Below are 24802 nucleotides of genomic sequence, written 5' to 3'. Positions count from 1 at the left end.
CCTGAATTCATGAGCTTGATCAACAAGATGCTGCAAGACCTCGACGCCCGCGGCACCACGCGGGCCGAGGGCGTTCCTCCCGAAATCAAGACGGTCGGCGGCGGCGCGCGGCGCCTGCCGCTGCGCCGCATCGCCGTCATCGCCGTCCTTGTCCTGTTCGCCGTGGCCGCCGGCGCGTTTGCCTGGCTGAAGATTCCGCGCAAGGGGTACACCTACGAGGTGCAGCCGGCGGAGCAGGCGGCGGCTCCCGTCGAGCAGAAACCGGTTACCGTCGCCGAGGTGGCGCCAGCGCCGGTGAAGCCGGTGGAAACGCCGGCGCCCGCCGCGGCCGCGCCGTCCGAACCGGTGCAGGAAGCGGTGCAGGAAACGGTGCAAGAAACGGTGCAAGAAACGGCGCCGCCGGCGCCCGCGCCCGCAGTGCGCGAAAAAGCCCCTGCGCCGGCAGTCGAGAAGAAGGCCGAACCGGTGCGCGCGGCAGCCCCCGAGCGTGCGCGGCCCGCGGCGCCGGCCGACGCCCTTGCTGCACCGCCGTCGCAGGGTTCGACCACCTCCTGGGCCGTCGCCAGCGAACGCGCGCGCGCCGAACAGGATCGCCTGGCCAAACGCTGGAAGGCCGAGGAAACGCGCATCGCCGCGCTGCCGCAGGCCGAGCGGCGCGCGGCGCAGCGCAAGCTGCGCGAGGAGCAGGCGCGTGCCGCCGCCAGGGCGAAGACCGAAGCAACCTGGCTGGCCGCGCTTAAGCGCAGGGAAGCCGCCGGCGGCGTCCCTGCCGATACGGCGCCCGCGGCGCGCGCCCCGGCGAGTGGCCAGGGCCGCGTCGAAACCAACACCCAGGGCGCCGAAAATGCCTACCGGCGCGCGCTCGCCAGCCTGCAGGACGGACGCGTCGGCGACGCGGTCAGCGGCCTGCAGGGCGCCTTGCGCGCCAATCCGCGCCACGAGGCGGCGCGCCAGACCCTGGTCAGCCTGCTGATCGAACACAATCGCGGCGACGAGGCCATAGCCCAGCTGCAGCAAGCCCTGACGCTCGATCCGCGCCAGCCGGCGCTGGCGATGCTGCTGGCGCGCCTGCAGATCGAGCGCGGCAAGACCGGCATCGAGGTGCTGCTGCGCACCTTGCCCTATGCGGCCGGCAATGGCGAATACCACGCCTTCCTCGGCGGCGCCCTGCAACGCCAGGGCCGCCTGCGCGAAGCGGCCGAGCAGTACGAAACGGCGCTGCGCACGGCGCCGAACAATGCGGTGTGGTGGATGGGGCTCGGCATCGCGCTGCAGGGCGAGAAGCGCAACGCGGAAGCGGCCGACGCCTTCCGCCAGGCGCGGGCGCTCAATACCTTGTCGCCGGAGTTGCAGGCTTTTGTGGAACGCAGGCTGGCGCAGGTGGCGCGCTGATGTTCACGGCTGTCAGCGAACGCATACGCACTTAAGCGCGTTTGTGCTGCGGCTTGTGCGAGCGACTTCTCACGGTCATCGTTGAACGCACACGTTCGTACTGCGTGGGCGCGGGAGCGCCCACCCTACAAGGCTGAGGCGCCGGTTTTGTAGGGTGGGCGCTCCGTGCCCACGCCGTATGTACCTCTCCTTTTGGCCGCGACGGCGCCGGATCGCTCGCTACCGACAATCAAATCTTCGCGAGCCGCTCGAGCGCCACCCGCAAGGTCGCATCCTCTTTCGCAAAACAGAAGCGCACGACCCCCGACTCCTTGCCGCTGCTGTAAAAGGCCGACACCGGAATCGCCGCCACCTTCAACTCGCTTGTCAGCCACTGCGCGAATTGCGCCTCCGGCATGCTCGAGACGGCGCGGTAGTCGACGCACTGGAAATAGGTGCCATCGGCCGGCAGCAGGCGCAGGCGGGTGCCGGCCAGGCCTTCGCGGAACAGGTCGCGCTTGCGCTGGTAGAAGTCCGGCAGGCCGAGGTATGGTTGCGGGTCGGCCATGTACGCGGCCAGCCCGTGCTGCATCGGCGTGTTCACCGTGAACACGTTGTACTGGTGTACCTTGCGAAATTCCGCCATCAGCGCCGCCGGCGCCGCCACATAGCCGACCTTCCAGCCGGTGACGTGGTAGGTCTTGCCGAAACTCGAGACGACAAAGGCGCGCTCGGCCAGTGCCGGCAGGCTGGCGACCGAGACGTGCCGCTCGCCGTCGTAGACCATGTGTTCGTAGACTTCGTCCGACAGGATCAGGATGTCCGTGCCTTCGACGATCTGCGCCAGCTGCTCGAGATCGGCGCGGCGCAGGATCGAGCCGGTCGGGTTGTGCGGCGAGTTGATCACGATGAGGCGCGTGCGCGGCGTGACGGCGGCCGCGAGCTTCTGCCAGGGCAGGCTGTAGCCGTCTTCGCCGACTTCCATTTCCAGCGGTACGACCACGCCGCCGGCCAGCGCGACGGCCGGCGCATAGCTGTCGTAGGCCGGCTCGATGACGATGGCTTCGTCCCCTGGATGGATGCAGCACAGGATGGCCGTGGTCAGCGCCTGGGTGGCGCCGGCGGTCACCGTGATTTCGGTCGCGGCATCGTAGGCACGCCCGTAGAGCCGCGCGATCTTGGCCGCGATGGCCTCGCGCAGGGCGGGCACGCCGGTCATCAGGGGGTACTGGTTGTGGCCGGCGCGCATGGCCGCGCCCACGGCGTCGACCAGGCGCGGATCGCAGCCGAAGTCGGGGAAACCCTGGCCGAGGTTGACGGCGCCATGCTGGACGGCCAATGCCGACATGGTGGAAAACACGGTGGTGCCGACCTGGGGCAGGCGCGATTGCAGGGCAGGGGTGCTCATGGCGGAGTGGGTGAGTTGCGGTGATTTATTCTAGCGCGGCGGCGGCATGCAGTTTCACCCAGGCCTCGGGCAGCATGATCCGGAACATGCCGGCCTGCGTCGTCTTGCGATTGAGTTTCAACAGCGCCTTGTCCTTGGTGACCAGGATCGCCGCGCCGCTGTCGCGCGCCAGTTCCAGGAATTTCTGGTCGTCGCGGTCGGTGCACACCGGCAGGCGCACCGGCTTGCTGTCGGGGGCGACCACCGTCACCAGGGCATCGAAGCGTTCGGCGGCGGCCTCGCGCGTGTCGTCGTCGAGCGGCAGGTGCGGATAGTGCAGCACGATGCGGTATTCGTCGCGGCAGTCGGCGCGCGTCACGGCCCGCAGTTCGCCGCGTTCGAGCGCGCTGAGCAGCGGCGCCCAGCGCGGGTCGTGGAACACGAACAGGTCGAGGCAGACATTGGTGTCGAGGACGATGGGTGGGGCGGAAGCGGGTATCATGTGGGAAATTTTACTTGGTTCAACTGCTTTGAGTTTTTATGCTGATTGTTTTATCGCCCGCCAAATCCCTCGACCTCGACACGCCTTCGCCCACTTCGGAACACACGCTTCCTGATTTCACCGCCCGCGCCGCCCAGCTGATCGGCGTGCTGCGCGACCTGTCGCCCGGCCAGGTCGGCGACCTGATGCACATTTCCGACCAGCTCGCGACCCTGAACGTGGCGCGCTACGCGACCTGGACGCCGGATCACGCCGACGGTCACCAGGCCATGATGGCATTCAACGGCGACGTGTACACGGGGCTCGATGCGCGCAGCCTCGACGCCAAATCGCTGGCCTTCGCCCAGCGCCATTTGCGCATCCTGTCGGGCCTGTACGGCTTGCTGCGTCCGCTCGACCTGATCCATCCGTATCGCCTGGAGATGGGCACCAAACTCGCCACCCCCGGCGGCAAGGATCTGTACGCCTTCTGGGGCGAGACGATCACCGCGGCGCTCAATGCCCAGCTGGCCGCGACGGGTGCGACGGCCCTGGTCAACCTCGCCTCCGAAGAATACTTCAAGTCGGTCAAGCCGAAGCTGCTCGCCGCGCCGGTGATCACGCCCGTGTTCGAGGACTGGAAGAACGGCAAGTACAAGATCATCTCGTTCTACGCCAAGCGTGCGCGCGGGATGATGGCGCGCTATGCGATCGGGAAGGGCATCACGGAGCCGGAAGACCTGAAGGCCTTCGATGTCGACGGCTATGCCTTCATCGCGGAAGGATCGAGCGAGAAGAGCTGGCTGTTCCGCCGAAAGGAAGCGGCATAAAAAAACTGGGGTGGACGCCCGCGTCCACCCCAGTCGATCCTGCCGCTCAGCTTTACTTCAGGGCATCCTTCGGCGCCGGCTTCGCGCCCGACTTGGCCCAGAACTGCCACCAGGCCGCGTCGCCCTTGGCGTTCGGGTTCAGGAAGCTGCTGTTCGGGTAGTTCAGGGTCAGCACGCGCTGGGCGTCGTCGCGCAGCGGCAGCATGCCGAGCTTGTCGTAGCCGCGCACCATGATGAACAGCGCTTCCTCGCGCGCCGAGGCGCCCGGATAGTCGGCGACGGCATTCTGGGCACGGTTGACGGCGGCCAGGTAGGCGCCGCGGCGATAGTAATAGTTCGCCACGTGCACTTCATAGGACGCCATCGCGTTGATCAGGTAGTTCATGCGCGCGATCGCGTCGGGCGCATACTTGCTGTTCGGGAAGCGGTCGACCAGCACCTTGAAGGCGGCGAAGGCTTCGCGCGTCGCCTTCGGGTCGCGTTCGGTCGGATCCTGCGAATAGATCACGCTCAGGAAGCCGATCTGGTCGTTGAAGTTGATCAGGCCGCGCAGGTAGTACATGTAGTCGACCTGCGGATGGTTCGGGTGCAGCTTGATGAAGCGCTCGACCGCGGCCAGCGCTTCCGGCTGATCCTGGGCCTTGTAGTGCGCATAGGCGATTTCCATCTGCGCCTGGGCGGCGTAGGTGCCGAACGGATAGTTCGCTTCGAGGCGCTGGAACAACTTGATCGCGGCCTCGTAGTGGGCGCCTGCCATCTCTTCGCGTGCCTCAGCGTATAATTTCTCCGCTGACCACTTTTCGGTCTCATCGGTCTTCTCAGGCAACAGCCCGCAGCCCGACAGACCTAACAGGACACTCGTAGCAACCACCACCAACAGTTTTTTTTGCATAGCTTTTTGCAGAAAAGTTTTACCGAGATTCAACAGACGGCTGATTATAGCCGATGGAACTAACGTGATATTAACTCCTGCGCCGATTTCGGCCGAATTGCCTCCCGACGCCGACTTCGACGACGAAACCGATGTCGAGTTTGCCCTCCCGAGCGGCATCGACCTCTCCCCGATCACCCTCCACCTGGACGAGTCCGCCTGCGGCCAGCGCCTCGACAAAGTCGTGGCGGGCCTGGTGCCGCAGTTCTCGCGCAGCCGCCTGCAGCTCTGGTTCGACGGCGGCCACGTGCTGGTCGACGGCAAGCCCGCCAAGGGCAAGGGTACGGCCTATGGCGACGAGACCATCGAAGTGCTTCCGCAGCCGGCGCCCGAGGACACCGCCTTCGCACCCGAACAGATCGACCTGAACATCGTCTACGAGGACGAGCACATCCTCGTCATCAACAAGCCGGCCGGCCTGGTCGTGCATCCGGGCGCCGGCAACTGGTCGGGCACGCTGCTCAACGGCCTGCTGCACCACGCGCCGCAACTGGGCTCGGTGCCGCGCGCCGGCATCGTGCACCGCCTGGACAAGGACACGAGCGGCCTGATGGTGGTCGGCAAGACCCTGGCCGCGCAGACCGATCTCGTGCGCCAGCTGCAGGCGCGCACCGTCAAGCGCGAGTACTTCGCGCTCGTGTGGGGCACGCCGCAATTGTCGGGCACGATCGACGCGCCGATGGGACGCCATCCGAAAGACCGCGTCAAGATGGCCGTCTCGACCAGCCTGGGCGCGAAGCCCGCGATCACCCATTACACGCGGGTGGCCGAAGGCATGCTCGATCGCCGTCCGGTCAGCCTGGTGCAGTGCCGCCTGGAGACCGGCCGCACCCACCAGATCCGCGTCCACATGCTCTCGATCGGCTTCGGCCTGGTGGGCGATTCGGTCTACGGCAAGACGCACCTGTCGCCCGTGTTCCACCGCCAGGCGCTGCAGGCGCGCCGCCTGGGCCTGGTGCATCCGGCCACCGGCGAGCAGTGCGAATGGGTCGTGCCGCTGGCCGAGGACTTCGCCGAGCTGATCGCGCGCGCCGGCATCGCCGAGCCGGACGCACTCTGATGGAGTCGAACGGCATCCTGGTGCCGGCCTGGCCGGACGCACCGGGCAACATCGGCGCGCTGGCCACGACGCGCCTCGGCGGTGTTTCGCAGGAACCCTACGACGACGGCGCCGGCGGCGGGGGCTTCAACCTCGGTCTGCACGTGGGCGACGCCGCCGACGCCGTCGCGCAGAACCGCGCCCGCCTGCAGGCGCTGCTGCCCGGCCGTCCGGCCTGGATCGCGCAGGTGCACGGCGCCGACGTGGTCGACGCCGCCACCGTCGGACAAGACCAGCCGGTGCGGGTGGGCGACGCCAGCATCGCCACGCGTCCCGGCGTGGTCTGCGCGATCTTGACGGCCGATTGCCTGCCGGTGCTGTTCGCCGACCGCGCGGGCAAAACGGTCGGTGCGGCCCATGCCGGCTGGCGCGGCCTGGCCGGCGGCGTGCTGGGCCAGACGATCGCCGCCATGCGTGCGACAGGCGCCGACGAGATCACGGCCTGGATGGGACCGGCGATCGGGCCGTCGGCCTTCGAGGTCGGGCAGGACGTGTTCGACAGTTTCGCGGCAGCCTTGCCGGGGATCGACGTCGGCTTCGCCTTTGCGGCGCGGCCTGAAGCCGTAGGCAAGTACTTCGCCGACATCTACGCGCTGGCGCGCCTGATGCTGGCGCGCGATGGCGTGCACAGTGTCGCCGGTGGGGAATACTGCACCCATACCGAGCGCACGCGTTTCTATTCCTACCGCCGCGATGGGGTGACCGGACGCCAGGCGAGTTTGATCTGGCTCAAGTAGGGCTTTCCGGCTTCATCAATACTTTTCAGTCGCCACCGCCCCCGCAGCCTCCGTCAGCGCCATCGCAGGCAGGGAAGCTGCCGCCCCCATCGGCCGTTTGTTTGTTTTTTGCCACACCATGCTGGGGCAGCGAAAACAAGCCCGGCGCTTCGATTCCAGCCGCCTTCGCTTCACGCCGCGCCCGGCGCCGCTTGCCACCGGTGAGGTAAAAAAGTATAGACAGGGGTATCATGCAGTACACGAGAAAAGTCATCACGCCCGCGACGAACGAGGTCTCGGTCGCCGCCATCAGGATGACGACATAGCTCCAGCCGATTGCAACGATCCACATGTTTTATTTCTCCAGTTAATAAACCGATTCTAACGGACGCCGACATGAATATGCCCGACCCTCAAGCTTTCGCCGCCACCTGGATGAACCAGCTGACCGATCCCACGGCCTGGCAGGGATGGATGAAGATGCCGGCGGCGGGCGCAACGGGTATGCCGCAGGCGAATCCGCTGGCGGGCGTATTCAAGGATTTCAACGTCAGCATCTCCCCGGCGCGCCTCGATACACTGCGCCAGGATTATCTGCAGAAGGTCGGCCAGCTGTGGCAGGACTTCATGTCCGGCAAGACGCCGGCCCTGCACGACAAGCGCTTCTCGGGTTCCGAATGGAGCGCCACCCCCTTCGCCGCCTTCACCGCCGCTTCTTACCTGCTCAACGGCGAGTTCATGCTGGCCCTGGCCGATGCGGTCGAGGCCGGCCCGCGCGAGCGTCAGAAGATCCGTTTCACGGTGCAGCAGATGGTCGACGCCATGTCGCCGGCTAACTTCCTGGCGACCAATCCCGAAGCCCAGGCCAAGCTGATCGAGACCAAAGGCGAAAGTCTCACCAAGGGCCTGCAGAACATGCTGGAAGACCTGCGCAAGGGCCGCATTTCGCAGACCGACGAGTCGGCCTTCGAGGTCGGCGTGAACGTCGGCACGACCCAGGGCCACGTCGTCTTCGAGAACGACCTGTTCCAGTTGATCCAGTACAGCCCGGCGACCCCGACCGTACGATCGGTGCCGCTCCTGATGATCCCGCCCTGCATCAACAAGTTCTACATTCTCGACCTGCAGCCGGAAAACTCGCTGGTGCGCTATGTGGTCGAGCAGGGCAATACCGTATTCATGGTGTCCTGGCGCAACCCGGACAAATCGATGGCGAACCTGAGCTGGGACGACTACGTCGAGCGCGGCGCGATCGAGTCGATCCGGGTCGCGCGCGAGATTTCCGGCCAGGACAAGGTACACGTGTTCGGCTTCTGCGTCGGCGGCACGATCGCGGCCAGCGCGCTGGCGGTGCTCGCCGCACGCGGCCAGCAGCCGGCGGCCAGCCTGTCGCTGCTGACGACGCTGCTCGACTTTTCCGATACCGGCGTCCTCGAAGTCTTCATCGACGAAGCCCAGGTGGCGCTGCGCGAAGCAGCGCTGGCCAAGGGCGGCATCATGCCGGGGCGCGATCTGGCCACCACCTTCTCGGCCCTGCGCCCGAACGACCTGGTCTGGAACTATGTCCAGCAAAACTACCTGAAGGGCAAGGTGCCGCCGGCCTTCGACCTGCTGTACTGGAATGCCGACAGCACGAATCTGCCGGGCCCGATGTTCTGCTGGTACCTGCGCAACACCTATCTCGAGAACAAGCTGAAGGTGCCGGGCCAGCTGACCGTCTGCGGCGTGCCTGTCGACCTCGGCCGCATCGATTGCCCGGTCTTCGTCTACGGTTCGAAGGAAGACCACATCGTGCCGTGGCCGGCGGCTTTCGCTTCGGTGAACCTGTTGAACCCGAAGAAGCCCAAGGCCAACCGCTTCGTACTGGGCGCTTCCGGCCATATCGCCGGCGTCATCAACCCGACCTCGAAGGGCAAGCGCAGCTACTGGGTGAACGACAGCACTGCCGAGAAGAAAGGCAGAAAGACGGAAGCGTCCAGGGGCCCGCGCTCGGCCGACGAATGGTTCGCCGGCGCGACCGAAAACAAGGGCAGCTGGTGGCCGGAATGGGCGCGCTTCCTGCAGGAGAACGGCGGCGAAGAGATCCCGGCGCCGACTCAGCCGGGCAATGCCCAATACCAGCAGAGCGAGCCGGCGCCGGGCCGTTACGTCAAGGCGCGCGCCGACTGAAGGCTGGCGGAGGAGGGTGCTTATGCATCTTGCTTGGAAATAAATTCAGTGGCAAAAGCGATAATTGCTGCACCTGCGCATCGAACGTGGTATTTTTACCCGGTTTGTCCTGCCCGGAAACATCTGGGCAGGCCGTCACCGAGCGACGCCGGCTAGCCGAGGCGCGAGCCGCGGGCATTTTGAACAATTTCGCAGCGCGCCACCCACAAGGCCGGCGCAACAATGGAACTTGAGATGAGTAGTGCAAAAAACAGTACTGAACGCCTGATCAAGAAATACCCGAACCGTCGTCTCTACGACACCCAGACCAGTTCCTACATCACCTTGACGGACGTGAAGCAACTGGTGCTCGACGCCGACGAGTTCACGGTGGTCGACGCCAAGACCAATGAAGACCTGACGCGCAGCATCCTGCTGCAGATCATCCTGGAAGAGGAAGCAAACGGCGCGCCGATGTTCTCGAGCGCCGTGCTGGCCCAGATCATCCGCTACTACGGCCATGCGATGCAGGGCATGATGGGTTCTTACCTGGAAAAGAATGTCCAGGCATTCACCGACATCCAGAACAAGTTCACCAGCAACGCCGCCGGCGCCCTCGAGGGCAAGCCCTTCAGCCCGGAGATGTGGACGCAGTTCATGAACGTCCAGGGCCCGATGATGCAGGGCATGATGAACAACTACATCGACCAGAGCAAGAACCTGTTCATGCAGATGCAGGAGCAGATGCAGAACCAAAGCAAGGTGCTGTTCAGCGCCTTCCCGTTCCCGCCGACGACGCCGACGGACAAGAAGTAAGCAGTGCGCGCGTGGACGGTGGAAAACAGTCCACTGGACTGTTTTCCACCGTCCACGCGTTCAACAATTGTTTGTTCATTTAAAACATTTGTTGGTCAGGCTGGCATACCTGCTAGCGCCAATTGTCGCTGCCCTGACCCGGCCCGTCCGAGCGCCGGCTTTTCCTCTTCCAGCTGGAACACACTGACCAGCTGCGCCAGTTGCGCCGCCTGCTGCTGCATGGCCTGCGCCGCCGCGGCCGCTTCTTCGACCAGCGCCGCGTTCTGCTGGGTCACGCCGTCCATCTCGATCAGCGCCACGTTCACCTGTTCGATGCCGCGCGTCTGCTCCTGGCTGGCGACGGTGATGCCCTGCATCAGGCTGGCCACCTGGCGAATGCTGTCGACCACTTCCTGCATCGTGCTGCCGGCCTCGTCGACCAGCTTGCTGCCCGCGTCGACCTTGTCGACCGAGTCCGCGATCAGGCCCTTGATCTCCCTGGCCGCCTGCGCCGAGCGCTGCGCCAGGTTGCGCACCTCGCTTGCCACGACCGCGAAGCCGCGGCCCTGTTCGCCGGCGCGCGCCGCCTCCACCGCCGCGTTCAGCGCCAGGATATTCGTCTGGAAGGCGATGCCGTCGATGACGCCGATGATGTCGACGATCTTCTTCGACGAATCGTTGATCGCGCCCATCGTGCCGACCACTTCCGCCACCACGCTCCCGCCGCGTTCGGCGACGTCCGAGGCGCTGCGCGCCAGGGTGTTGGCCTCCTGCGCGTTGTCGGCATTGTGCTTGACGGTCGCGGTCAGTTCTTCCATCGATGAGGCCGTCTCTTCCAGCGTGCCGGCCTGGGCTTCGGTGCGGCTCGACAGGTCGGCGCTGCCGCCCGCGACTTCGCCGGACGCCTGGGTGATGCTGTCGGTGGCGACGCGCACCTGGCCGACCAGGCTGGCCAGGTTGTCGCGCATCGTGCGCAGGGCGAACAGCAGGCTCGTGCTGTCGTTCTCGCACGTGGCGATCGGCACGTTCAGCGCGCCCCTGGCGATCTGCTCGGCGATGGTGGCCGCATACAGCGGCTCGCCGCCCAGCTGGCGCAGCAGGCGGCGCGTGATGCTCCAGGCCAGCAGGGCGCCGATGGCCAGGGCGGCCAGGGTGATCAGCGCCGTCTGCAGGCGCGCGGCCGCGTGGGCGGCGTGGGCATCGCGGGCGGCTGCGGCGACATCGCTTTCCTCGAGCGCCACCATGGCATCCATCGCCTCGATGGTCTTGGCCTGCAGCGGCTGCAGTTCGTTCAGCAGCACGCGGTTCGAGCCTTCACGGTCGCCCGCCTTGACCAGGTTGGTCATCTTGGTCACCACGTCGACGGCGGCGGCGCGGGTGGCCGTGATCTTCTCGAGCGCCGCCTTTTCCTCCGGCGTTTCGAGCTGCGCTTCCAGGCGCTTGAAGGTCTCTGAGTAGACGGCGCGGTTGGCGGCTAGGCGCTTGTTCTCGGCCTCGATCTCGGCGGCGTCGCTCATCAGGGCGATGTTGCGGCCGTTCAGGATGGCGTTCATCACCGACTGGCGCATCTCGTTGATCATGCGTACCTGGACGTTGTCATGGCTGACGATGCGGTCGAGCTTGTCCTGGATGGTGTTCATCTTCGCCAGGCCGAGCAGGGCGAGGACAACCATGATGGCCAGGAGAAGGGAAAAGGCGAGGGTGAGGCGCCGGCCGACACTGAGCTTGTCGAGGTTCATGTTGAATTGGAAAGATAGTGGAATTGAGGAAAACGGCAATTCCCGAAGTATATCCATGCGGAAAGTTTTGATGGTTTCCAGAATGCGACAATGTGGCGAAAGAGGGCGTGCCCGAGCCCGGTAACCGGGCACCCGGTGTTCCCCGACTGCGCGTTCAGGTACAATCGCGGATTGCCCAGCTTCTTTGTCGCTCTCACTCCATGCTCGAACTCCGCCGCAATCCTGTCCCCGCCGCCAATCCTGAAGTCGCCGCCGCCGCACCGGCCGCCGCGCCGAAGGTCGGTTTCGTCTCGCTCGGCTGCCCCAAGGCGCTGGTCGACTCGGAGCAGATCCTGACCCAGCTGCGCGCGGAAGGGTATGAAACCGCCAAGTCCTACGCCGGCGCCGACCTCGTCATCGTCAACACCTGCGGCTTCATCGACGCCGCCGTGCAGGAGTCGCTCGACGCCATCGGCGAAGCCCTGGCCGAGAACGGGAAAGTGATCGTCACCGGCTGCCTGGGCGCGAAGAAGGATGCGGCGGGCGACGACATCATCACCAAGGTGCATCCGAAGGTGCTGGCCGTGACCGGCCCGCATGCGATGGCCGAGGTGATGGAGTCGGTGCACCTGCACCTGCCCAAGCCGCACGATCCCTTCATCGACCTGATGCCCGACCACGGCGTCAAGCTCACGCCCAAGCACTACGCCTACCTGAAGATTTCCGAGGGCTGCAACCACCGCTGCAGCTTCTGCATCATCCCGTCGATGCGCGGCGACCTGGTCTCGCGCCCGATCCATGAAGTGCTGGTCGAAGCCGAGAACCTGTTCAAGGCCGGCGTGAAGGAACTGCTGGTCATTTCGCAGGACACCAGCGCCTACGGCGTCGACGTCAAGTTCCGCACCGGCTTCTGGAACGGCCGCCCGGTCAAGACCCATATGACCCAGCTGACCGAAGCGCTGGGACAACTGGCGCGCCAGTACGATGCCTGGGTGCGCCTGCACTACGTCTACCCGTATCCGCACGTCGACCAGGTGATCCCGCTGATGGGCGACGGCCACGTGCTGCCTTACCTCGACATCCCGATGCAGCACGCCCACCCGGACGTGTTGAAGCGCATGAAGCGTCCGGCCTCGGGCGAGAAAAACCTGGACCGCATCCTGGCCTGGCGCAAGATGAACCCGGATCTGACGATCCGCTCGACCTTCATTGCCGGCTTCCCCGGCGAGACCGAGGCCGAGTTCGAATACCTGCTCGACTTCCTGCGCGAAGCGCAGATCGACCGCCTGGGCTGCTTCGCCTACTCGCCGGTCGAAGGCGCGACCGCCAACGAGCTGGCCAATCCGGTGCCGCAGGAAGTGCGCGAGGAACGCCGCGCGCGCGTAATGCTGCTGCAGGAAGAGATCTCGATGAAGCGCCTGCAGGCCAAGGTCGGCAAGACCATCCGCGTGCTGGTCGACGAAGTCGGCCCGCGCGAAGCCATCGGCCGCAGCGCCGCGGACGCGCCCGAGATCGACGGCGTCGTCCACATCAAGCGTCCGCTGATGGGCGCCAAGGCCAAGCTGGCCGTCGGCCAGTTCGCCGACGTCGTGGTCACCAAGGCCGACGCCCACGACCTGTGGGCCACCCTGGCATAAAAACAGAAGGAACCGGCGCATGACGAAGAAGTCCCTCCAGACCACGCTGATCCACACGGATTACACGGCGCCGGAGGGCTTCGACGCCTTTCCGCCGGCGATCCACCACGCCTCGACGGTGCTGTTCAAGAACGTCGCCGCCATGCGCTCGGGCGAGTGGAAAGAGAAGAACGCCTATACCTACGGCCTGCACGGCACGCCGACCACGTTTACCTTAGAGGCGCGCCTGGCCGAGATCGAGGGCGGCACGCATTGCCTGCTGGCGCCTTCGGGCCTGGCCGCGATCGCGATGGTGGACTTCGCCTTCCTCAAGACGGGCGACGACGTCCTGCTGCCGGATAACGTCTACAACCCGAACCGCGAACTTGGCCGCTGGCTGACGAACGACTTCGGCATCACCGCGCGCTACTATGACCCGCTGATCGGGGCCGGCATCGCGGAACTGATCCAGCCGAACACGAAGCTGATCTGGACGGAAGCGCCCGGTTCGGTGTCGATGGAAGTGCCGGACTTGCCGGCCATCTGCGCTGCCGCCAAGGCGCGCGGTGTGCCCGTCGCGCTCGACAACACCTGGTCGGCCGGCCTGGCCCTGCGCGCCTTCGATCTGGGCGTCGACATCGTCATGCAAGCGCTGACCAAATACCAGTCGGGGGGCTCCGACGTGCTGATGGGCGCCGTCATCACGCGCGAGCGCGCCGTCCACGACAAGCTGACCACGGCCCACATGCGCCTCGGGCAGGGCGTCAGCGCCGACGACGCCTATCTTGTAATGCGCGGCCTGCCGAGCATGAAGCTGCGCTTCGAGGCCCACGACAAGGCCGCGCGCACCGTTGCCGCCTGGCTGAAGGATCGTCCCGAAATCACGCGCGTGCTGCATCCGGCCTTTGCCGATTGCCCCGGCCACGCCACCTGGCAGCGCGATTTCTCCGGCGCCGGCGGGCTGTTTTCGGTGATCTTCGACGAGCGCTATACGGAAGAACAGATCGACCGCTTCGTCGATTCGCTGGCGCTGTTCGGGCTCGGGTACAGCTGGGGCGGGGCCAACAGCCTGGTGATGCCATACCGGATAACGACGATCCGGCGCGACTGGCAGGGCAAGGGCTTGCTGGTGCGCTTCAATATCGGGCTGGAAGACACGGACGATCTGATTGCGGATATCGAGCAGGGCTTGGGCAGGTTGTGATGCGGACGTCGCACGCGGGCATGCCCGCCCTACGTTACGCGACGGCCAACGAATTAAATCGAGACCGTGGTGCACCGTAGGGCGGGCATGCCCGCGTTACGTGCCGATCCGGACTCGGTCACGTTTATCCACCCGACAAACGAAAACGCCGCGACATAATCGCGGCGTTTTCGCATTCGCATTCGATCCCGAAGGTGCAACGCGCACGTAACGCGTGGGCTCGGGGAGCCCACCCTACGTTACGCCACCGCTCCGTGAACTTGCTACTGACATCGGTGTAACGTAGGGTGGGCACCCGTGCCCACGCGTTACGCGCGTCCCCAAATCCGCCAACACAAATTCGAACCCACAAACAAAAACGCCGCGAATTATCGCGGCGCTCTCGCATCCCGAAGAACCTTACTGCTTCAACACCCGCCGCAAGGTCGACGACAAATCCTCCGCCGAAAACTTCGCGACATACGCATCCGCGCCCACGTTCTTGACGTGTTCCTCGTTCGTCGTGCCCGACAGCGAGGAGTGGATCACCACCGGCATGTTGGCGAAGCGCGCATTCTTCTTGATGTTGCGGGTCAGCGTGAAGCCGTCCATCTCAGGCATCTCGAGGTCGGTCAGCACCAGGGCGACGCGGTCGTAGACGCTCTTGCCTTCAGTGTCGGCCGCGTTGGCGATCGTGTTCAGCTGCTCCCAGCACTCCTTGCCGCTCTTGGTCATGATGAAGGGCAGGCCCATCGCGTCCAGGCCCTGTTCGATCAGGGCGCGGGCGACGACCGAATCGTCGGCGGCGAGGATGACCGAACCCGGCTTCAGGTGGATCTTGGCGCCCACCGTCTGCGGGCTGATCTCGGGCGCGGAATCCGGGTTCATGTTGCGCAGGATGGTCTCGACGTCGAGCACCTGGGCCAGGCGGCCCGGTTCGCCGTTCTCGCCTTCGAGGCGGGCGATGCTGGTGACCATGCCGCTGCCGGCGCTCTTTTCAGCCGACATCACCTGGCTCCAGTCCAGGCGCACGATTTCCTCGACGCTCTCGACGGCGAAGGCCTGGGTAGTGCGGGCGAACTCGGTGACCAGCATGATGTTCAGGCCGGTTTTCGGCTTGACGCCGGCGATGGCCGGCAGGTCGAGCACCTGGATGATCTGGCCGCGCAGGTTGACCACGCCCAGCACATGGGCCGGCGAACCGGCGACCGCGGTGATCTGCGGCATCGCCACGATCTCGCGGATCTTGAAGACGTTGATGCCGAACAGCTCGCTGCGCTCGCCATTGTCATCGCCGCCGAGCCGGAACAGCAGCAGCTCGAATTTGTTGGTGCCCGTCAGATTGCTGCGCTCGTCGACTTCCTGCTGAACCGATTTCATATTTCGTCCTGAATAGTTGTGCTGCCGGAGATGGTGCCATCAGGAAAGTATTTTAGCCGCGAAAATGCCGAAAAGCGCAAAACAATCGTCAGTTCGGCATGGATTTGTTGCTGTTCAGATCCAAAAAGCCACGAATTAGACGATACGCCTTCCACAACCACGCCACCGTCCAGATCAGCCAGGCCACCGGGATGCCGATCAGGGTGACGAACAGGATGCCGCCGATCACCATCCAGATCATGTAGTACCAGAACGAACGGATCATCCAGCTGTGGTGGCTGTAGACGATGGTGCCGGTCGTATCGGGGCGCTTGATGTAGTTGACGAACAGGGGCAGGAAGGAGAGCAGCCCCAGCGAGAAGAAGAAAGTGGCGGCGTGAACCAGGTAGAGGATGCGCGCCATCTGCTTGGCATCTTCGGTTCCGCTGTCCAGCACGAGTTGTTGCGACATGAATGGCTCCTTACGGGACGACCCCGCTTCGCCCCATTGTAGCAGCGCTTCGTGGCATTTTCGCCAAGCTTGCAAGCGTGTGTGCCAGCCTAGAGTTTGGACTGTACCCAGGCGACGATGTTACCGGTATCCATCGCGCCGGGCTGGCGCGCCACCTCGCGCCCGCCGCGGAACAGGGCCAGGGTCGGAATGCTGCGGATGCCGAACTGGCTGGAAAGCTGCTGGGCGCGTTCGGTATCGACCTTGAGCAGGCGCACGCGCGGCTCCAGCCGGCTTGCCGCCTGGGCATAGGCCGGCGCCATCATCTTGCAGGGCCCGCACCACTCGGCCCAAAAGTCGACCAGCACCGGGATGTCGTTGCGCGCCACGTGCTTGTTGAAACGCGCCGCGTCGACGTCGAGCGGGCGGCCGGAAAAGAGCGGAGCGGCGCATTTGCCGCAGACGGGATTGTCGGCCAGGCGCGCCGGGGCCAGGCGGTTGACGGCGTCGCAGGCGGGGCAGACGATGTGGATGGCGTCGGTCACGGGTACTCCTCCTTGAAAATCAGCGTTGCCGGTATTCTAAGGCGATCGGGCGCGGGACGCGGCGCACCGCTGCTCAAGCATGCGCCGACGGAAACGCCGCCCGCGTACAATCGCCCCATTACCCTTGCAATACCGTCAATGAAGAAACCACACGATGCCGCAGCCCCGCTGATCGGTTGCGCCGGCTGGAACATTCCCAAGGAGGCCGCCGCCGGCTTCCCCGTGGCGGGCAGCCATCTCGAGCGCTATGCCGCCGTGTTTCCCGCGGTGGAGATCAACACGTCCTTCTACAAGCCGCACCAGCCCAAGACCTATGCGCGTTGGGCCGAGAGCGTGCCCGACGATTTCCGTTTTTCCGTGAAGGTGCCGCGCGCCATCACCCACGACGCGCAGATGCGCGACATCGACGCGCTGTTGGCCCGCTTCGCACACGAGGTCGGCGAGCTGGGAGACAAGCTCGGCTGCCTGCTGGTGCAGTATCCGCCCAAGCTCGGTTTCCACGACGAAACCGCGCGCGACTTCTTCATGAAACTGCAGGACACCTTCGGCTGCATGGTCGCCTGCGAAGGGCGCCACCCGAGCTGGTTCAGCGAGATCGCCACCGAAGTGCTGCGCGAGCGCGGCGTGACGCGCGTGATCGCCGATCCGGCCGCCGGCCAGCCGGGCCCGCACGTGCCCACCACGAACGACCTGTACGTGCGCCTGCACGGCGCGCCGCGCATTTATTATTCCTCCTATTCGCAGGACTACCTGGACGCGCTGGTGGCCGACCTGGGCGTGCACAGCGCGGCCGGCCGCAAGGTCTGGTGCATCTTCGATAACACGGCGGCCGGTGAGGCGGTGCCGAACGCGCTCGACGTGCTGCGCGCCTGCGGCGGCGTTCCCGCGGCGGCTTGAGAATACGCACGCCATGGTCACGGCGCGCTTCCGCTTCTTCGGCGAGCTGAATGATTTCCTGCCGCGCACGCGGCGCGGCGCGGCCTTCACCACGGGCTGCGCCCGCGCCGCCACGGTCAAGCACATGATCGAGGCGCTGGGCGTGCCGCATACCGAGGCCGGACAGGTGCTGGTGAATGGCGTGCCCGCCAGGTTCGAGCGGCTGCTGGAGGAGGGCGATGCGGTCGAGGTTCGTCCGCAGCGCGAAGACACGGAGCCCGGCATCCGCTTCATTGCCGACGCCCATCTCGGCGGTCTGGCGCGCCTGCTGCGCATGGCCGGCTTCGACACGCTCTACGACAATTCCTGGCAGGACGAGGCGCTGGCCGCCATCGCCGGCCGCGAAGGCCGCACCGTGCTCACGCGCGACCGCGAACTGCTCAAGCGGCGCGAGCTCGGCCGCGGCTGCTACCTGCACACGATCCGGCCCGAGGCACAGCTGCGCGAGCTGTTCGAACGGCTGACGCTGGCGCTGCATGCGCGCCCGTTCACGCTCTGCCTGCACTGCAACCTGCCGCTGCGGCCCGTCGCGAAGGACGCGGTGCGCGAGCGCTTGCCGGAATCGGTGCGCCAGACGCACAGCGAATTCACCACCTGCGACAACTGCGACCGCGTGTTCTGGAAAGGCTCGCACCACAGGCGGATGCTGGCCATGCTGGGCGACGCGATTGGGCTAAAATCCCCGTCATCTCCCTCAGCGAGCGAAAACGCGTGACCGTTTCCCTGCCCCTGCTGTCGTTCCCGATCCGCGCCGAGTGCCCGCCCGGCGCCTGCGTGTGCGAGCGCGAGCGCCTGATGCTCGATCCGGATGCCGACGTGCGTCCGCTCGCGATCGACCGCAAGCAGGAACAGAAACTCATCGAACGCATCGAGCGGATCGATAGCTATGCCGACCTGCGCCACGTGCAGGAACTGATCCGCAAGAACATCGGCGCCGAGCTGCGCATCACGCCGGGGCCGAACGAGGTACGCACGCTGCGCGGCATCATCATCGTGCTCGAGGAAAAGCCGGGGCTGTGCAAGAAGGTGCGCCAGTCGGTGCCGGCGGCCGTGCGCAAGCGCCTGCAGGAAAAGCCGGAGATCGCCTACGCCATCCTCGACGCGGGCAATCTCTTCGGGACTCCCTGACGGCAGCCGCTAGGTCGGCGAGCCTATTTCCGGCGCTTCCCGCGTACGGCGAACATCGCCATCAGTGCGACTCCCATCAGCCAGGCCGCAGCAGGTTCCGGCACGTCGGCCGGCTTGGGCTGGTCGAGGACGATGAGCGGCGGCGGCGGCCGGGTCAGGTCGGGCTCCGGAACGAAGGGTCGCGGATCGGGATTGCCAGGCTGGGCCGGCGTGTTGTCCGCCAGCGGCGGCGCGCTGTCGGCGACGTCCGTGTTCCCGGATCGGGGCGGAGCAGATGCATCCACGGGCGGCTGCACGTCGATCCCGACCAGCGTCGGCGGCGCGGAGCCGGAGACGCCCGCCGTGCGCAGGCCGCGCAGCGGCGAGTACGGGATGCCGTCCCAGCCGAGGGGCGGCGTGTTCGCGTCCAGCGGGCCTCGCGGCGCAGGATCCTTCCCGCCCGCGAGCGTCGTCGGCTGGAACCATAGGCCGGTCGGACGCGGGATGTCGCCGGGTGCTTCGGGCTCCTCGATGGAGACGAGGGCCAGGCCGCCTTCCGTTTCCTCGGCCGGGGTATCGAGCTCTTCCGGGCCCGGCCCATTCGCTTCGACCGGGAAGCGCGGCACGTCGGAGATCCGGTTGGCGCAGCGCGCACGCATTTCGTTGCGGCCGTCGGTGAACAGGGTCTCGCCGACCTTCAGCATCAGCTTTTTGGCCGTCCAGTAGACCTTGTCGCCCTTGCGATAGGAGACGTAGACGGCGCGCGGCGCGGTGACGGTCACGGCACGGGCCTTGCTGACGTCGAAGTCGGCGTAGTGGGCGGCGACCACCTGGTCGGTGCGGACGACCTGCGCCAATTCGGCCTGGATGGCGACGCCGCCGGGCACGATCGAATACGGGTAGATATGGCGTGCCGCATGCTGCCGGCCGGGGGCCGGACTCGGTGCCGACACCGGCGCGGCCGCCAGCGGCGCTGCCGGCGCTACTGGTGCGTACGGAGCGCTATCGGGCTTGAAGGCAAAGGCCAGCGCCGTCACGGCGAGACTGGCTGCGATGACCGCGGCGACGCGTTGGCGAAGGCGGTTGCGTCGTTGGCGGCGCAGGGCGTACGGATAAACACGATCCATGGCGGTCACTAGTAGGAGCAGTCCTACATGGTATGCCATTGCCAATGGTAAAGCCATCTCCCATCGGCGGAATCGTCATTTTGTGTTGTTTATCGGCTATGCGACCTGGATATCTGCTCAGGTCTTGACCAGATATTTCAGCACGAAGCCGGCGATCAGCAGACCCGCCATCGCCAGCGACAGTGCGCCGTGCAGGGCGTCCGAGCCGACCGACACCTCGCGCGTCATTTCTTCCTTGCTGATCTTGGCGACGCGGGTCAGCACGACCGGGCGCAGCAGGCCCTGGATGCCAAGCGTGATCAGGCCCAGGCCGATCAGGGTCTCGCCCATCAGGCCCTGCTTCATGCCGCTCCAAACCCCGGCGCTGCCGAGGATCGTCCCGAACAGGAACCAGAAGATGCGGGAGCCGGGGTAGCGCGAGAATTTGGTCGTGTCCATGGAGAGGCGGGCTGTGAAAACCGCATTATAGCGGCGCCGGCTACCGGTGCGCGACGCCGGCTCGCGGCTTGAGCATGACCAGCGCCAGCGACGCCACCACCAGCACGATGCCGGCCCACTGCCAGGCCGTGACGGTTTCGTCCAGCGCCAGCATCCCGGCCGCGATGCCGACCGGCGGCACCGCCAGCGAAAACGGCGCGACGCGGTTGGCCGGATGGCGCTTCAGGAGGCCCGTCCACATGGCATAACCGAGGATGGTGGCGAACCAGCCGAGATAGGCCATCGCGCCCCAGGCGGTGCCCGAGACCGCGCGCCAGTCCCAGCGCGTCGCGGGCGGATCGAAGGCGAGCGAGAGCAGGATGAAGGGCAGGATCGGCACCATCGAACTCCACACCATGAAGGGCAGCACGTCGAAGCGCGGCGTGCTGCGCTGGGCGATGCGCACGACGATGTTCGAGGCCGCCCACATGGCGGCCGAGGCAATGCTGAGCAGGAAGCCGGCAAGCGTGACCTGTGATCCACGTCCGAGGGCGTCGACGCAGAGGCAAGCCAGACCCAGCGCGGCGATACCCATCGCTGCCTGCAGCCGGCGCCCGACCGGCTCCTTCAGGATCAGCCAGGCGAAGAGGGCGGTGAAGAACACCTGCATCTGCAGCATCACCGGCGCCAGCGAGGCCGACATCCCTTCGCGCAGCGCCAGGAACAGCAAACCGAATTGGCCGACGCCCTGGAACAGGCCATACAGCACGACCCAGCGCGGCGCCAGTTGCGGCGGACGTACGAACAGCAGCAGCGGCAGCAGCGCGAAGAGGTAGCGCCCGGCGCCGAGCTGGAAGGGCGTCACCTCGCGCAGGCCGAGCTTCATGGCCACGAAGTTGGTGCCCCACACGACAACGACGCACAGGGCGGCCACGTAGTCGCGGCCTTCGAGTGCGCCCTCGTCGCTCATTGGCCTGTCTCTCTGTCAGTGCGAGTGACCGCCGCCGAGGTAGGCCGCCACCACCTTCGGATCGTTCTTAAGGCTCTCGGCCGGGCCGTGCACCGAGATACGGCCGTTTTCCAGCACGTAGCCGTAGTCGGCCACGTTCAGGGCGGCGGCCGCGAACTGCTCGACCAGCAGCATCGTCACGCCTTCGCTTTTCAGGCGCGTGATGATGCGGAAGACCTCTTCGACCAGAATCGGCGCCAGGCCCATCGAGGGTTCGTCGAGCAGCACGACTTCCGGATTGAGCATGACGGCGCGCGCCATCGCCAGCATCTGCTGCTCGCCGCCGGAGAGCGTCCCGGCCAGCTGGTTGCGCCGCTCCTTCAGGCGCGGGAACAGCTCCATCGCCTTTTCCAGGTCGCGCTGGACGTCGCCTTTCGGACGCGCGCGGGTGAAGCGCGGAAAGGCGCCGAGCAGCAGGTTGTCGGTCACGCTCATGGTGGCGAACACGCGCCGTCCTTCCGGCGAGTGGGCCAGGCCGGCGCGCGCGATGCGGTGCGAATCCAGGCCCGTGATGTCCTTCCCGTCGAGAGTGATGCTGCCCGCCTTCGGCTTGATCATGCCCGAGATGGCGCGCATCGTCGTCGTCTTGCCGGCGCCGTTGGAGCCGATCAGGGTCACCAGTTTGCCCTTCGGGACATCGAGCGAAATGCCGTGCAAGACCTGCACCTTGCCGTAGGCCGCTTCCAGGTTTTGAATCGTCAGCATGGGGTCTCCTTAGACAATGGCCGTGGCCTGGGTGGAAGCGGGCGTGTCGCTGGCGCCGCCGAGATAGGCCTCGATCACCTTCGGATCGGCCTGCACCTTGGCGGGTACCCCTTCGGCGATCTTCTGGCCGAAGTCGAGCACGGTGACCGTATCCGAGATCGACATCACGACGTCCATGTGGTGCTCGATCAGGATGATGGTGATGCCGTGGTCGCGGATCTTGCGGATGATGGCCATCAGCTCGCGGATGTCGGGCGCGGTCAGGCCCGCGGCCGGTTCGTCCAGCAGCAGCAGGCGGGGATTGAGGCCCAGGGCGCGGCCGATCTCCAGCAGGCGCTGCTTGCCGTAGGGGAGGTTGCGCGCCTCCTCGTCGGCCAGATCCGACAGCCCGACGAATTCGAGGATGGCCGCGGCGCGCTTCCTGGCTGCCGCTTCCTCGCGGCGCTGGCGCGGCGTGGCGACCATCGCATCGAACACGGTCGAGCGGAAGGTGTGGTGCAGGCCGACCAGCACGTTCTCGGTCGCCGTCATCTCGCCGAAGAGCTGCACGTTCTGGAAGGTGCGCGCCACGCCGCCCAGCGCGATCTCGGACGGTGTGCGCCCCGTGATCGGCTGGCCGGCGAAGACGACGCCGCCCGCGGTCGGCTTGTAGATGCCGGTCAGGACGTTCATCATCGTGCTCTTGCCCGAGCCGTTCGGCCCGATCAGGCCGTGCACCGAACCGGTGGCCACGTTCAGGTCGACCTGGTTCAGCGCCTTCAGGCCGCCGAACTGCATCAGGATTTTTTCGGCGCGCAGCAGGTCACCGCCGGCGCCCGACTTGGCCACGCCCTCGAAGGCGTCGGCCACCGAATCCGCACCGACCGCGCGCACGTGGGCCACGCGCCGTCCCAGCAGCTGGCGGAAGAAGCCGACGATGCCATCCTGCAGGTAATAGACGACGAACAGGGTCATCAGGCCAAAGATGGTGAGGCGCCAGTCGACCATGTTCTCGATCCGGTACGACCAGACGGCGAGCGCGATGGTGGCCACCACCGGCACCAGCACCTTGCGCGGCGTGCTGCGGCCCTTGGCCAGGGCCAGGGCCGCGCCGATCACGCCGAGTACCGCGGCGGCGACGGCGATCTTGCGGAACAGGGCGATGTCCGACAGCAGGCTCGGAAGCATGACGACGATGATCGCGCCGAGGATGACGCCGGTGCGGGTCTTGCGTCCGCCCATGATCACGGCCAGCAGGAACAGGATGGTCAGTTCGAAGTTGTAGGTGTTCGGCGAGATGTACTGCTCCGAATACGCGTACAGGCTGCCCGCCAGACCGGCGAAGCCGGCGCTGATCACGAAGGCATATACCTTGTAGCGGTAGACCGAGACGCCCATGCAGTCAGAGGCGATCGGGCTGTCGCGCAGCGCCTCGAAGGCGCGCCCGATGTTCGATTTCAGCAGGCGGTGCACCAGCACCAGGGACAGCAGCATGAACGCGGCGACCATGTAGTAGTACTGGGTCTCGGTCAGTTCCGCACCCAGCACGTGCGGCTTGGGCACGGTGATGCCCATCGGCCCTTCAGTGAGGAAGGTCATCTCGTTGATCAGGATCTGGACGATGGTGCCGAAGGCGAGCGTCACCATGGCCAGGTAAGGCCCGGTCACGCGCAGCGCCGGCAGCGCCAGGATTGCACCGAACAGCGCTGTGATGCCGATGCTGGCCGGGACGGCCAGGAACCAGGGCGCGCCCAGCTTCATCACCAGCACGCCGGTGACATACGAGCCGACCCCGAACAGGCCGGCGTGGCCGAGCGAGACCTGCCCGGTGTAGCCGACCACGATGTCCAGGCCGAACAGCAGGATCGCGTAGATCAGGATGGTTTCGGCCAGGTGGATGTAATACGGATTGGTGAAGACGTGCGGGAACGCGGCCAGTACGACCAGGCCCAGCACGCTGGCAATCAGGAGCGGTTTCGATTTCATCATGGTCATACCTTTTTGATCGCGGCCTTGCCGAACAGGCCCGACGGTTTGATCGCCAGCACCAGCAGCAGCAGGATCAGCCCCGGCACTTCCTTGTAGCCGGTCGAGATGTAGTAGCCGGTCGCGACTTCCGCGATGCCCAGGATCAGGCCGCCGACGATGGCGCCCAGGCCCGAGGTCAAGCCGCCGATGATGGCGACCGCGAAGGCCTTCAGGCCGAGCGAGGCGCCCATGGTGGCGCTGGTGAGCGTGAGCGGCGCGATCAGGGCGCCGGCGAATGCCGCCGTGGCCGAGGACAGCGCGTACGAGAAGGTGATCACGCGGCCCGTGTTAATGCCCATCAGGCCGGCCGCGTCGCGGTCGTTCGAGGTGGCGACCACCGCCTTGCCGTAGATCGACTTGCGGTTGAAGAGCTCGACCGCCAGCATGATGGCCAGCGCGCCGACGATGACGGCCACCTGCATCGGCTGCACGTTGGCGCCCATGAATTCGAAAGGCGCCGAGGAGAGCGGCGACGGGAAGGGCAGCACGTCCTTGCCCCAGATGTTCTCGGCGACGTTCTTGAAGATGATGGCCAGCGCGATAGTCGACATGATCCAGCCGAATTCGGACTTGATCTTGATGGCCGGACGCACGCCGATCCATTCGACGAACATGCCCTGCAGCGCGCCGAACATGATCACCAGCGGGATCATGACCCAGTAGCTTAGGTAAGGGCCGCCGTGGATGCCGCCCACGAAGGAGAGGCCGACCAGTGCGCCCAGCATGAGGGCTTCGCCCTGGCCGAAATTGAGGGTGCCGGATGTGGCGAAGGTAAGCTGATAGCCGAAGGCGACGACGGCATAGATCATGCCGAGCGCGATTCCGCTGAAGACGAGCTGCAGAAGGATATCCATCTTGGGGTTC

Annotated in this window: 25 protein-coding genes; 11 read left to right on the top strand and 14 right to left on the bottom strand. The window is 65.9% G+C overall.

The features are described from left to right. Positions 1-9: 9 nt before the first annotated feature. On the top strand, positions 10-1392 hold the full coding sequence (locus tag ASF77_RS23230; protein WP_056345585.1) for a tetratricopeptide repeat protein: 1383 nt from the start codon (positions 10-12) through the stop codon (positions 1390-1392). A gap of 229 nt (positions 1393-1621) precedes the next feature. On the opposite strand, the gene ASF77_RS23225 is transcribed toward ASF77_RS23230, so the two are convergent. Next, on the bottom strand, positions 1622-2779 hold the full coding sequence (locus tag ASF77_RS23225; RefSeq protein WP_056345582.1) for a pyridoxal phosphate-dependent aminotransferase: 1158 nt from the start codon (positions 2777-2779) through the stop codon (positions 1622-1624). 25 nt (positions 2780-2804) lie between these two features. Beyond that, complete coding sequence (locus ASF77_RS23220) at positions 2805-3260, bottom strand: putative toxin-antitoxin system toxin component, PIN family (RefSeq protein ID WP_056345579.1); 456 nt, start codon at positions 3258-3260, stop codon at positions 2805-2807. Positions 3261-3298: 38 nt separating this feature from the next. Between ASF77_RS23220 and yaaA the strand changes: the two genes are divergently transcribed. Beyond that, complete coding sequence (gene yaaA / locus ASF77_RS23215) at positions 3299-4069, top strand: peroxide stress protein YaaA (RefSeq protein ID WP_056345576.1); 771 nt, start codon at positions 3299-3301, stop codon at positions 4067-4069. Between the two features lie 52 nt (positions 4070-4121). Here yaaA and ASF77_RS23210 read toward each other — a convergent pair whose 3' ends face one another. Further along, positions 4122-4961 (bottom strand): outer membrane protein assembly factor BamD, encoded by an 840-nt coding sequence (locus ASF77_RS23210; protein ID WP_056345573.1) that lies wholly within the window; start codon positions 4959-4961, stop codon positions 4122-4124. 64 nt (positions 4962-5025) lie between these two features. Between ASF77_RS23210 and ASF77_RS23205 the strand changes: the two genes are divergently transcribed. Both ASF77_RS23205 and pgeF read left to right on the top strand, forming a co-directional pair. After that, positions 5026-6060, top strand: a complete 1035-nt coding sequence (locus tag ASF77_RS23205; RefSeq protein WP_056345570.1) for an RluA family pseudouridine synthase — start codon at positions 5026-5028, stop codon at positions 6058-6060. Further along, complete coding sequence (pgeF, locus tag ASF77_RS23200) at positions 6060-6836, top strand: peptidoglycan editing factor PgeF (RefSeq protein ID WP_056345567.1); 777 nt, start codon at positions 6060-6062, stop codon at positions 6834-6836. Before ASF77_RS23205 ends, pgeF begins: the two co-directional genes overlap by 1 nt. 25 nt (positions 6837-6861) lie before the next feature. Here the strand turns inward: pgeF and ASF77_RS23195 are convergent, their stop codons facing one another. Further along, complete coding sequence (locus tag ASF77_RS23195) at positions 6862-7167, bottom strand: hypothetical protein (protein WP_056345564.1); 306 nt, start codon at positions 7165-7167, stop codon at positions 6862-6864. A 44-nt stretch (positions 7168-7211) separates the two neighbouring features. Here ASF77_RS23195 and phaC point away from each other — a divergent pair, with 44 nt between their 5' ends. Beyond that, positions 7212-8984, top strand: coding sequence for a class I poly(R)-hydroxyalkanoic acid synthase (gene phaC / locus ASF77_RS23190; RefSeq protein ID WP_056345561.1), 1773 nt, complete (start codon positions 7212-7214; stop codon positions 8982-8984). 234 nt (positions 8985-9218) lie between these two features. After that, positions 9219-9779, top strand: coding sequence for a polyhydroxyalkanoate synthesis repressor PhaR (phaR, locus tag ASF77_RS23185; protein ID WP_056345558.1), 561 nt, complete (start codon positions 9219-9221; stop codon positions 9777-9779). 95 nt (positions 9780-9874) lie between these two features. On the opposite strand, the gene ASF77_RS25175 is transcribed toward phaR, so the two are convergent. After that, positions 9875-11497 (bottom strand): methyl-accepting chemotaxis protein, encoded by a 1623-nt coding sequence (locus tag ASF77_RS25175; RefSeq protein WP_056345554.1) that lies wholly within the window; start codon positions 11495-11497, stop codon positions 9875-9877. Between the two features lie 200 nt (positions 11498-11697). Between ASF77_RS25175 and rimO the strand changes: the two genes are divergently transcribed. Together rimO and ASF77_RS23170 are read left to right on the top strand one after the other, a co-directional pair. Further along, positions 11698-13113 carry a 30S ribosomal protein S12 methylthiotransferase RimO gene (rimO, locus tag ASF77_RS23175; RefSeq protein WP_056345550.1) on the top strand — a complete coding sequence of 472 codons (1416 nt, stop codon included), beginning with the start codon at positions 11698-11700 and terminating at the stop codon, positions 13111-13113. 19 nt (positions 13114-13132) lie between these two features. Continuing rightward, on the top strand, positions 13133-14296 hold the full coding sequence (locus ASF77_RS23170; RefSeq protein ID WP_056345547.1) for a cystathionine beta-lyase: 1164 nt from the start codon (positions 13133-13135) through the stop codon (positions 14294-14296). Between the two features lie 399 nt (positions 14297-14695). Here the strand turns inward: ASF77_RS23170 and ASF77_RS23165 are convergent, their stop codons facing one another. From ASF77_RS23165 to trxC, 3 genes are all read right to left on the bottom strand, one after another. Next, entirely contained in the window at positions 14696-15655 is a 960-nt protein-coding gene (locus ASF77_RS23165) for a chemotaxis protein (protein WP_056345544.1), read from the bottom strand. 88 nt (positions 15656-15743) lie between these two features. Further along, positions 15744-16106, bottom strand: a complete 363-nt coding sequence (locus ASF77_RS23160) for a hypothetical protein (RefSeq protein WP_056345539.1) — start codon at positions 16104-16106, stop codon at positions 15744-15746. Positions 16107-16195: 89 nt separating this feature from the next. Beyond that, positions 16196-16630, bottom strand: a complete 435-nt coding sequence (gene trxC, locus ASF77_RS23155; protein WP_056345536.1) for a thioredoxin TrxC — start codon at positions 16628-16630, stop codon at positions 16196-16198. Between the two features lie 138 nt (positions 16631-16768). On the opposite strand from trxC, the gene ASF77_RS23150 reads away from it, so the two are divergent. From ASF77_RS23150 to ASF77_RS23140, 3 genes are all read left to right on the top strand, one after another. Then, positions 16769-17527, top strand: coding sequence for a DUF72 domain-containing protein (locus ASF77_RS23150; RefSeq protein ID WP_056345533.1), 759 nt, complete (start codon positions 16769-16771; stop codon positions 17525-17527). Positions 17528-17540: 13 nt separating this feature from the next. Further along, a complete protein-coding gene (locus ASF77_RS23145; RefSeq protein ID WP_056345530.1) occupies positions 17541-18281 on the top strand; it encodes a Mut7-C RNAse domain-containing protein in 741 nt (246 codons plus the stop codon). An 80-nt stretch (positions 18282-18361) separates the two neighbouring features. After that, the gene (locus tag ASF77_RS23140) at positions 18362-18694 is read left to right on the top strand and encodes a hypothetical protein (protein WP_229445558.1); all 333 of its coding nucleotides are present in this window, start codon (positions 18362-18364) and stop codon (positions 18692-18694) included. 23 nt (positions 18695-18717) lie between these two features. Here ASF77_RS23140 and ASF77_RS23135 read toward each other — a convergent pair whose 3' ends face one another. The 6 genes from ASF77_RS23135 to ASF77_RS23110 all read right to left on the bottom strand — a co-directional run bounded on the left by ASF77_RS23135 (position 18718) and on the right by ASF77_RS23110 (position 24792). Beyond that, complete coding sequence (locus ASF77_RS23135) at positions 18718-19800, bottom strand: PEP-CTERM sorting domain-containing protein (RefSeq protein WP_056345527.1); 1083 nt, start codon at positions 19798-19800, stop codon at positions 18718-18720. A gap of 117 nt (positions 19801-19917) precedes the next feature. Beyond that, positions 19918-20238 (bottom strand): hypothetical protein, encoded by a 321-nt coding sequence (locus ASF77_RS23130; RefSeq protein WP_056345524.1) that lies wholly within the window; start codon positions 20236-20238, stop codon positions 19918-19920. 40 nt (positions 20239-20278) lie between these two features. After that, a complete protein-coding gene (locus tag ASF77_RS23125) occupies positions 20279-21187 on the bottom strand; it encodes an EamA family transporter (protein WP_056345521.1) in 909 nt (302 codons plus the stop codon). Between the two features lie 15 nt (positions 21188-21202). After that, entirely contained in the window at positions 21203-21931 is a 729-nt protein-coding gene (locus ASF77_RS23120; protein WP_056345518.1) for an ABC transporter ATP-binding protein, read from the bottom strand. A 9-nt stretch (positions 21932-21940) separates the two neighbouring features. Further along, on the bottom strand, positions 21941-23899 hold the full coding sequence (locus tag ASF77_RS23115) for an ATP-binding cassette domain-containing protein (RefSeq protein WP_056345726.1): 1959 nt from the start codon (positions 23897-23899) through the stop codon (positions 21941-21943). Between the two features lie 2 nt (positions 23900-23901). Beyond that, positions 23902-24792 (bottom strand): branched-chain amino acid ABC transporter permease, encoded by an 891-nt coding sequence (locus ASF77_RS23110; protein WP_056345516.1) that lies wholly within the window; start codon positions 24790-24792, stop codon positions 23902-23904. Between the last annotated feature and the right edge of the window lie 10 nt (positions 24793-24802).

The sequence above is a fragment of the Massilia sp. Leaf139 genome (assembly GCF_001424165.1).
In the GTDB taxonomy this organism is placed as follows: domain Bacteria; phylum Pseudomonadota; class Gammaproteobacteria; order Burkholderiales; family Burkholderiaceae_D; genus Telluria.
The sequence above is the reverse complement of the archived record's forward strand: the minus strand, read 5'-3'. Positions and strand labels throughout refer to the sequence as shown.

What these genes read in the sequence shown, in the direction of transcription:
- ASF77_RS23230 (WP_056345585.1), top strand. Translation starts at nt 10, where the DNA reads ATGAGCTTGATCAACAAGATGCTGCAAGACCTCGACGCCCGCGGCACC.
- ASF77_RS23225 (WP_056345582.1), bottom strand. Translation starts at nt 2,779, where the DNA reads ATGAGCACCCCTGCCCTGCAATCGCGCCTGCCCCAGGTCGGCACCACC.
- ASF77_RS23220 (WP_056345579.1), bottom strand. Translation starts at nt 3,260, where the DNA reads ATGATACCCGCTTCCGCCCCACCCATCGTCCTCGACACCAATGTCTGC.
- yaaA (WP_056345576.1), top strand. Translation starts at nt 3,299, where the DNA reads ATGCTGATTGTTTTATCGCCCGCCAAATCCCTCGACCTCGACACGCCT.
- ASF77_RS23210 (WP_056345573.1), bottom strand. Translation starts at nt 4,961, where the DNA reads ATGCAAAAAAAACTGTTGGTGGTGGTTGCTACGAGTGTCCTGTTAGGT.
- pgeF (WP_056345567.1), top strand. Translation starts at nt 6,060, where the DNA reads ATGGAGTCGAACGGCATCCTGGTGCCGGCCTGGCCGGACGCACCGGGC.
- ASF77_RS23195 (WP_056345564.1), bottom strand. Translation starts at nt 7,167, where the DNA reads ATGTGGATCGTTGCAATCGGCTGGAGCTATGTCGTCATCCTGATGGCG.
- phaC (WP_056345561.1), top strand. Translation starts at nt 7,212, where the DNA reads ATGAATATGCCCGACCCTCAAGCTTTCGCCGCCACCTGGATGAACCAG.
- phaR (WP_056345558.1), top strand. Translation starts at nt 9,219, where the DNA reads ATGAGTAGTGCAAAAAACAGTACTGAACGCCTGATCAAGAAATACCCG.
- ASF77_RS25175 (WP_056345554.1), bottom strand. Translation starts at nt 11,497, where the DNA reads ATGAACCTCGACAAGCTCAGTGTCGGCCGGCGCCTCACCCTCGCCTTT.
- rimO (WP_056345550.1), top strand. Translation starts at nt 11,698, where the DNA reads ATGCTCGAACTCCGCCGCAATCCTGTCCCCGCCGCCAATCCTGAAGTC.
- ASF77_RS23170 (WP_056345547.1), top strand. Translation starts at nt 13,133, where the DNA reads ATGACGAAGAAGTCCCTCCAGACCACGCTGATCCACACGGATTACACG.
- ASF77_RS23165 (WP_056345544.1), bottom strand. Translation starts at nt 15,655, where the DNA reads ATGAAATCGGTTCAGCAGGAAGTCGACGAGCGCAGCAATCTGACGGGC.
- ASF77_RS23160 (WP_056345539.1), bottom strand. Translation starts at nt 16,106, where the DNA reads ATGTCGCAACAACTCGTGCTGGACAGCGGAACCGAAGATGCCAAGCAG.
- ASF77_RS23150 (WP_056345533.1), top strand. Translation starts at nt 16,769, where the DNA reads ATGAAGAAACCACACGATGCCGCAGCCCCGCTGATCGGTTGCGCCGGC.
- ASF77_RS23145 (WP_056345530.1), top strand. Translation starts at nt 17,541, where the DNA reads ATGGTCACGGCGCGCTTCCGCTTCTTCGGCGAGCTGAATGATTTCCTG.
- ASF77_RS23140 (WP_229445558.1), top strand. Translation starts at nt 18,362, where the DNA reads ATGCTCGATCCGGATGCCGACGTGCGTCCGCTCGCGATCGACCGCAAG.
- ASF77_RS23135 (WP_056345527.1), bottom strand. Translation starts at nt 19,800, where the DNA reads ATGGATCGTGTTTATCCGTACGCCCTGCGCCGCCAACGACGCAACCGC.
- ASF77_RS23130 (WP_056345524.1), bottom strand. Translation starts at nt 20,238, where the DNA reads ATGGACACGACCAAATTCTCGCGCTACCCCGGCTCCCGCATCTTCTGG.
- ASF77_RS23125 (WP_056345521.1), bottom strand. Translation starts at nt 21,187, where the DNA reads ATGAGCGACGAGGGCGCACTCGAAGGCCGCGACTACGTGGCCGCCCTG.
- ASF77_RS23120 (WP_056345518.1), bottom strand. Translation starts at nt 21,931, where the DNA reads ATGCTGACGATTCAAAACCTGGAAGCGGCCTACGGCAAGGTGCAGGTC.
- ASF77_RS23115 (WP_056345726.1), bottom strand. Translation starts at nt 23,899, where the DNA reads ATGATGAAATCGAAACCGCTCCTGATTGCCAGCGTGCTGGGCCTGGTC.
- ASF77_RS23110 (WP_056345516.1), bottom strand. Translation starts at nt 24,792, where the DNA reads ATGGATATCCTTCTGCAGCTCGTCTTCAGCGGAATCGCGCTCGGCATG.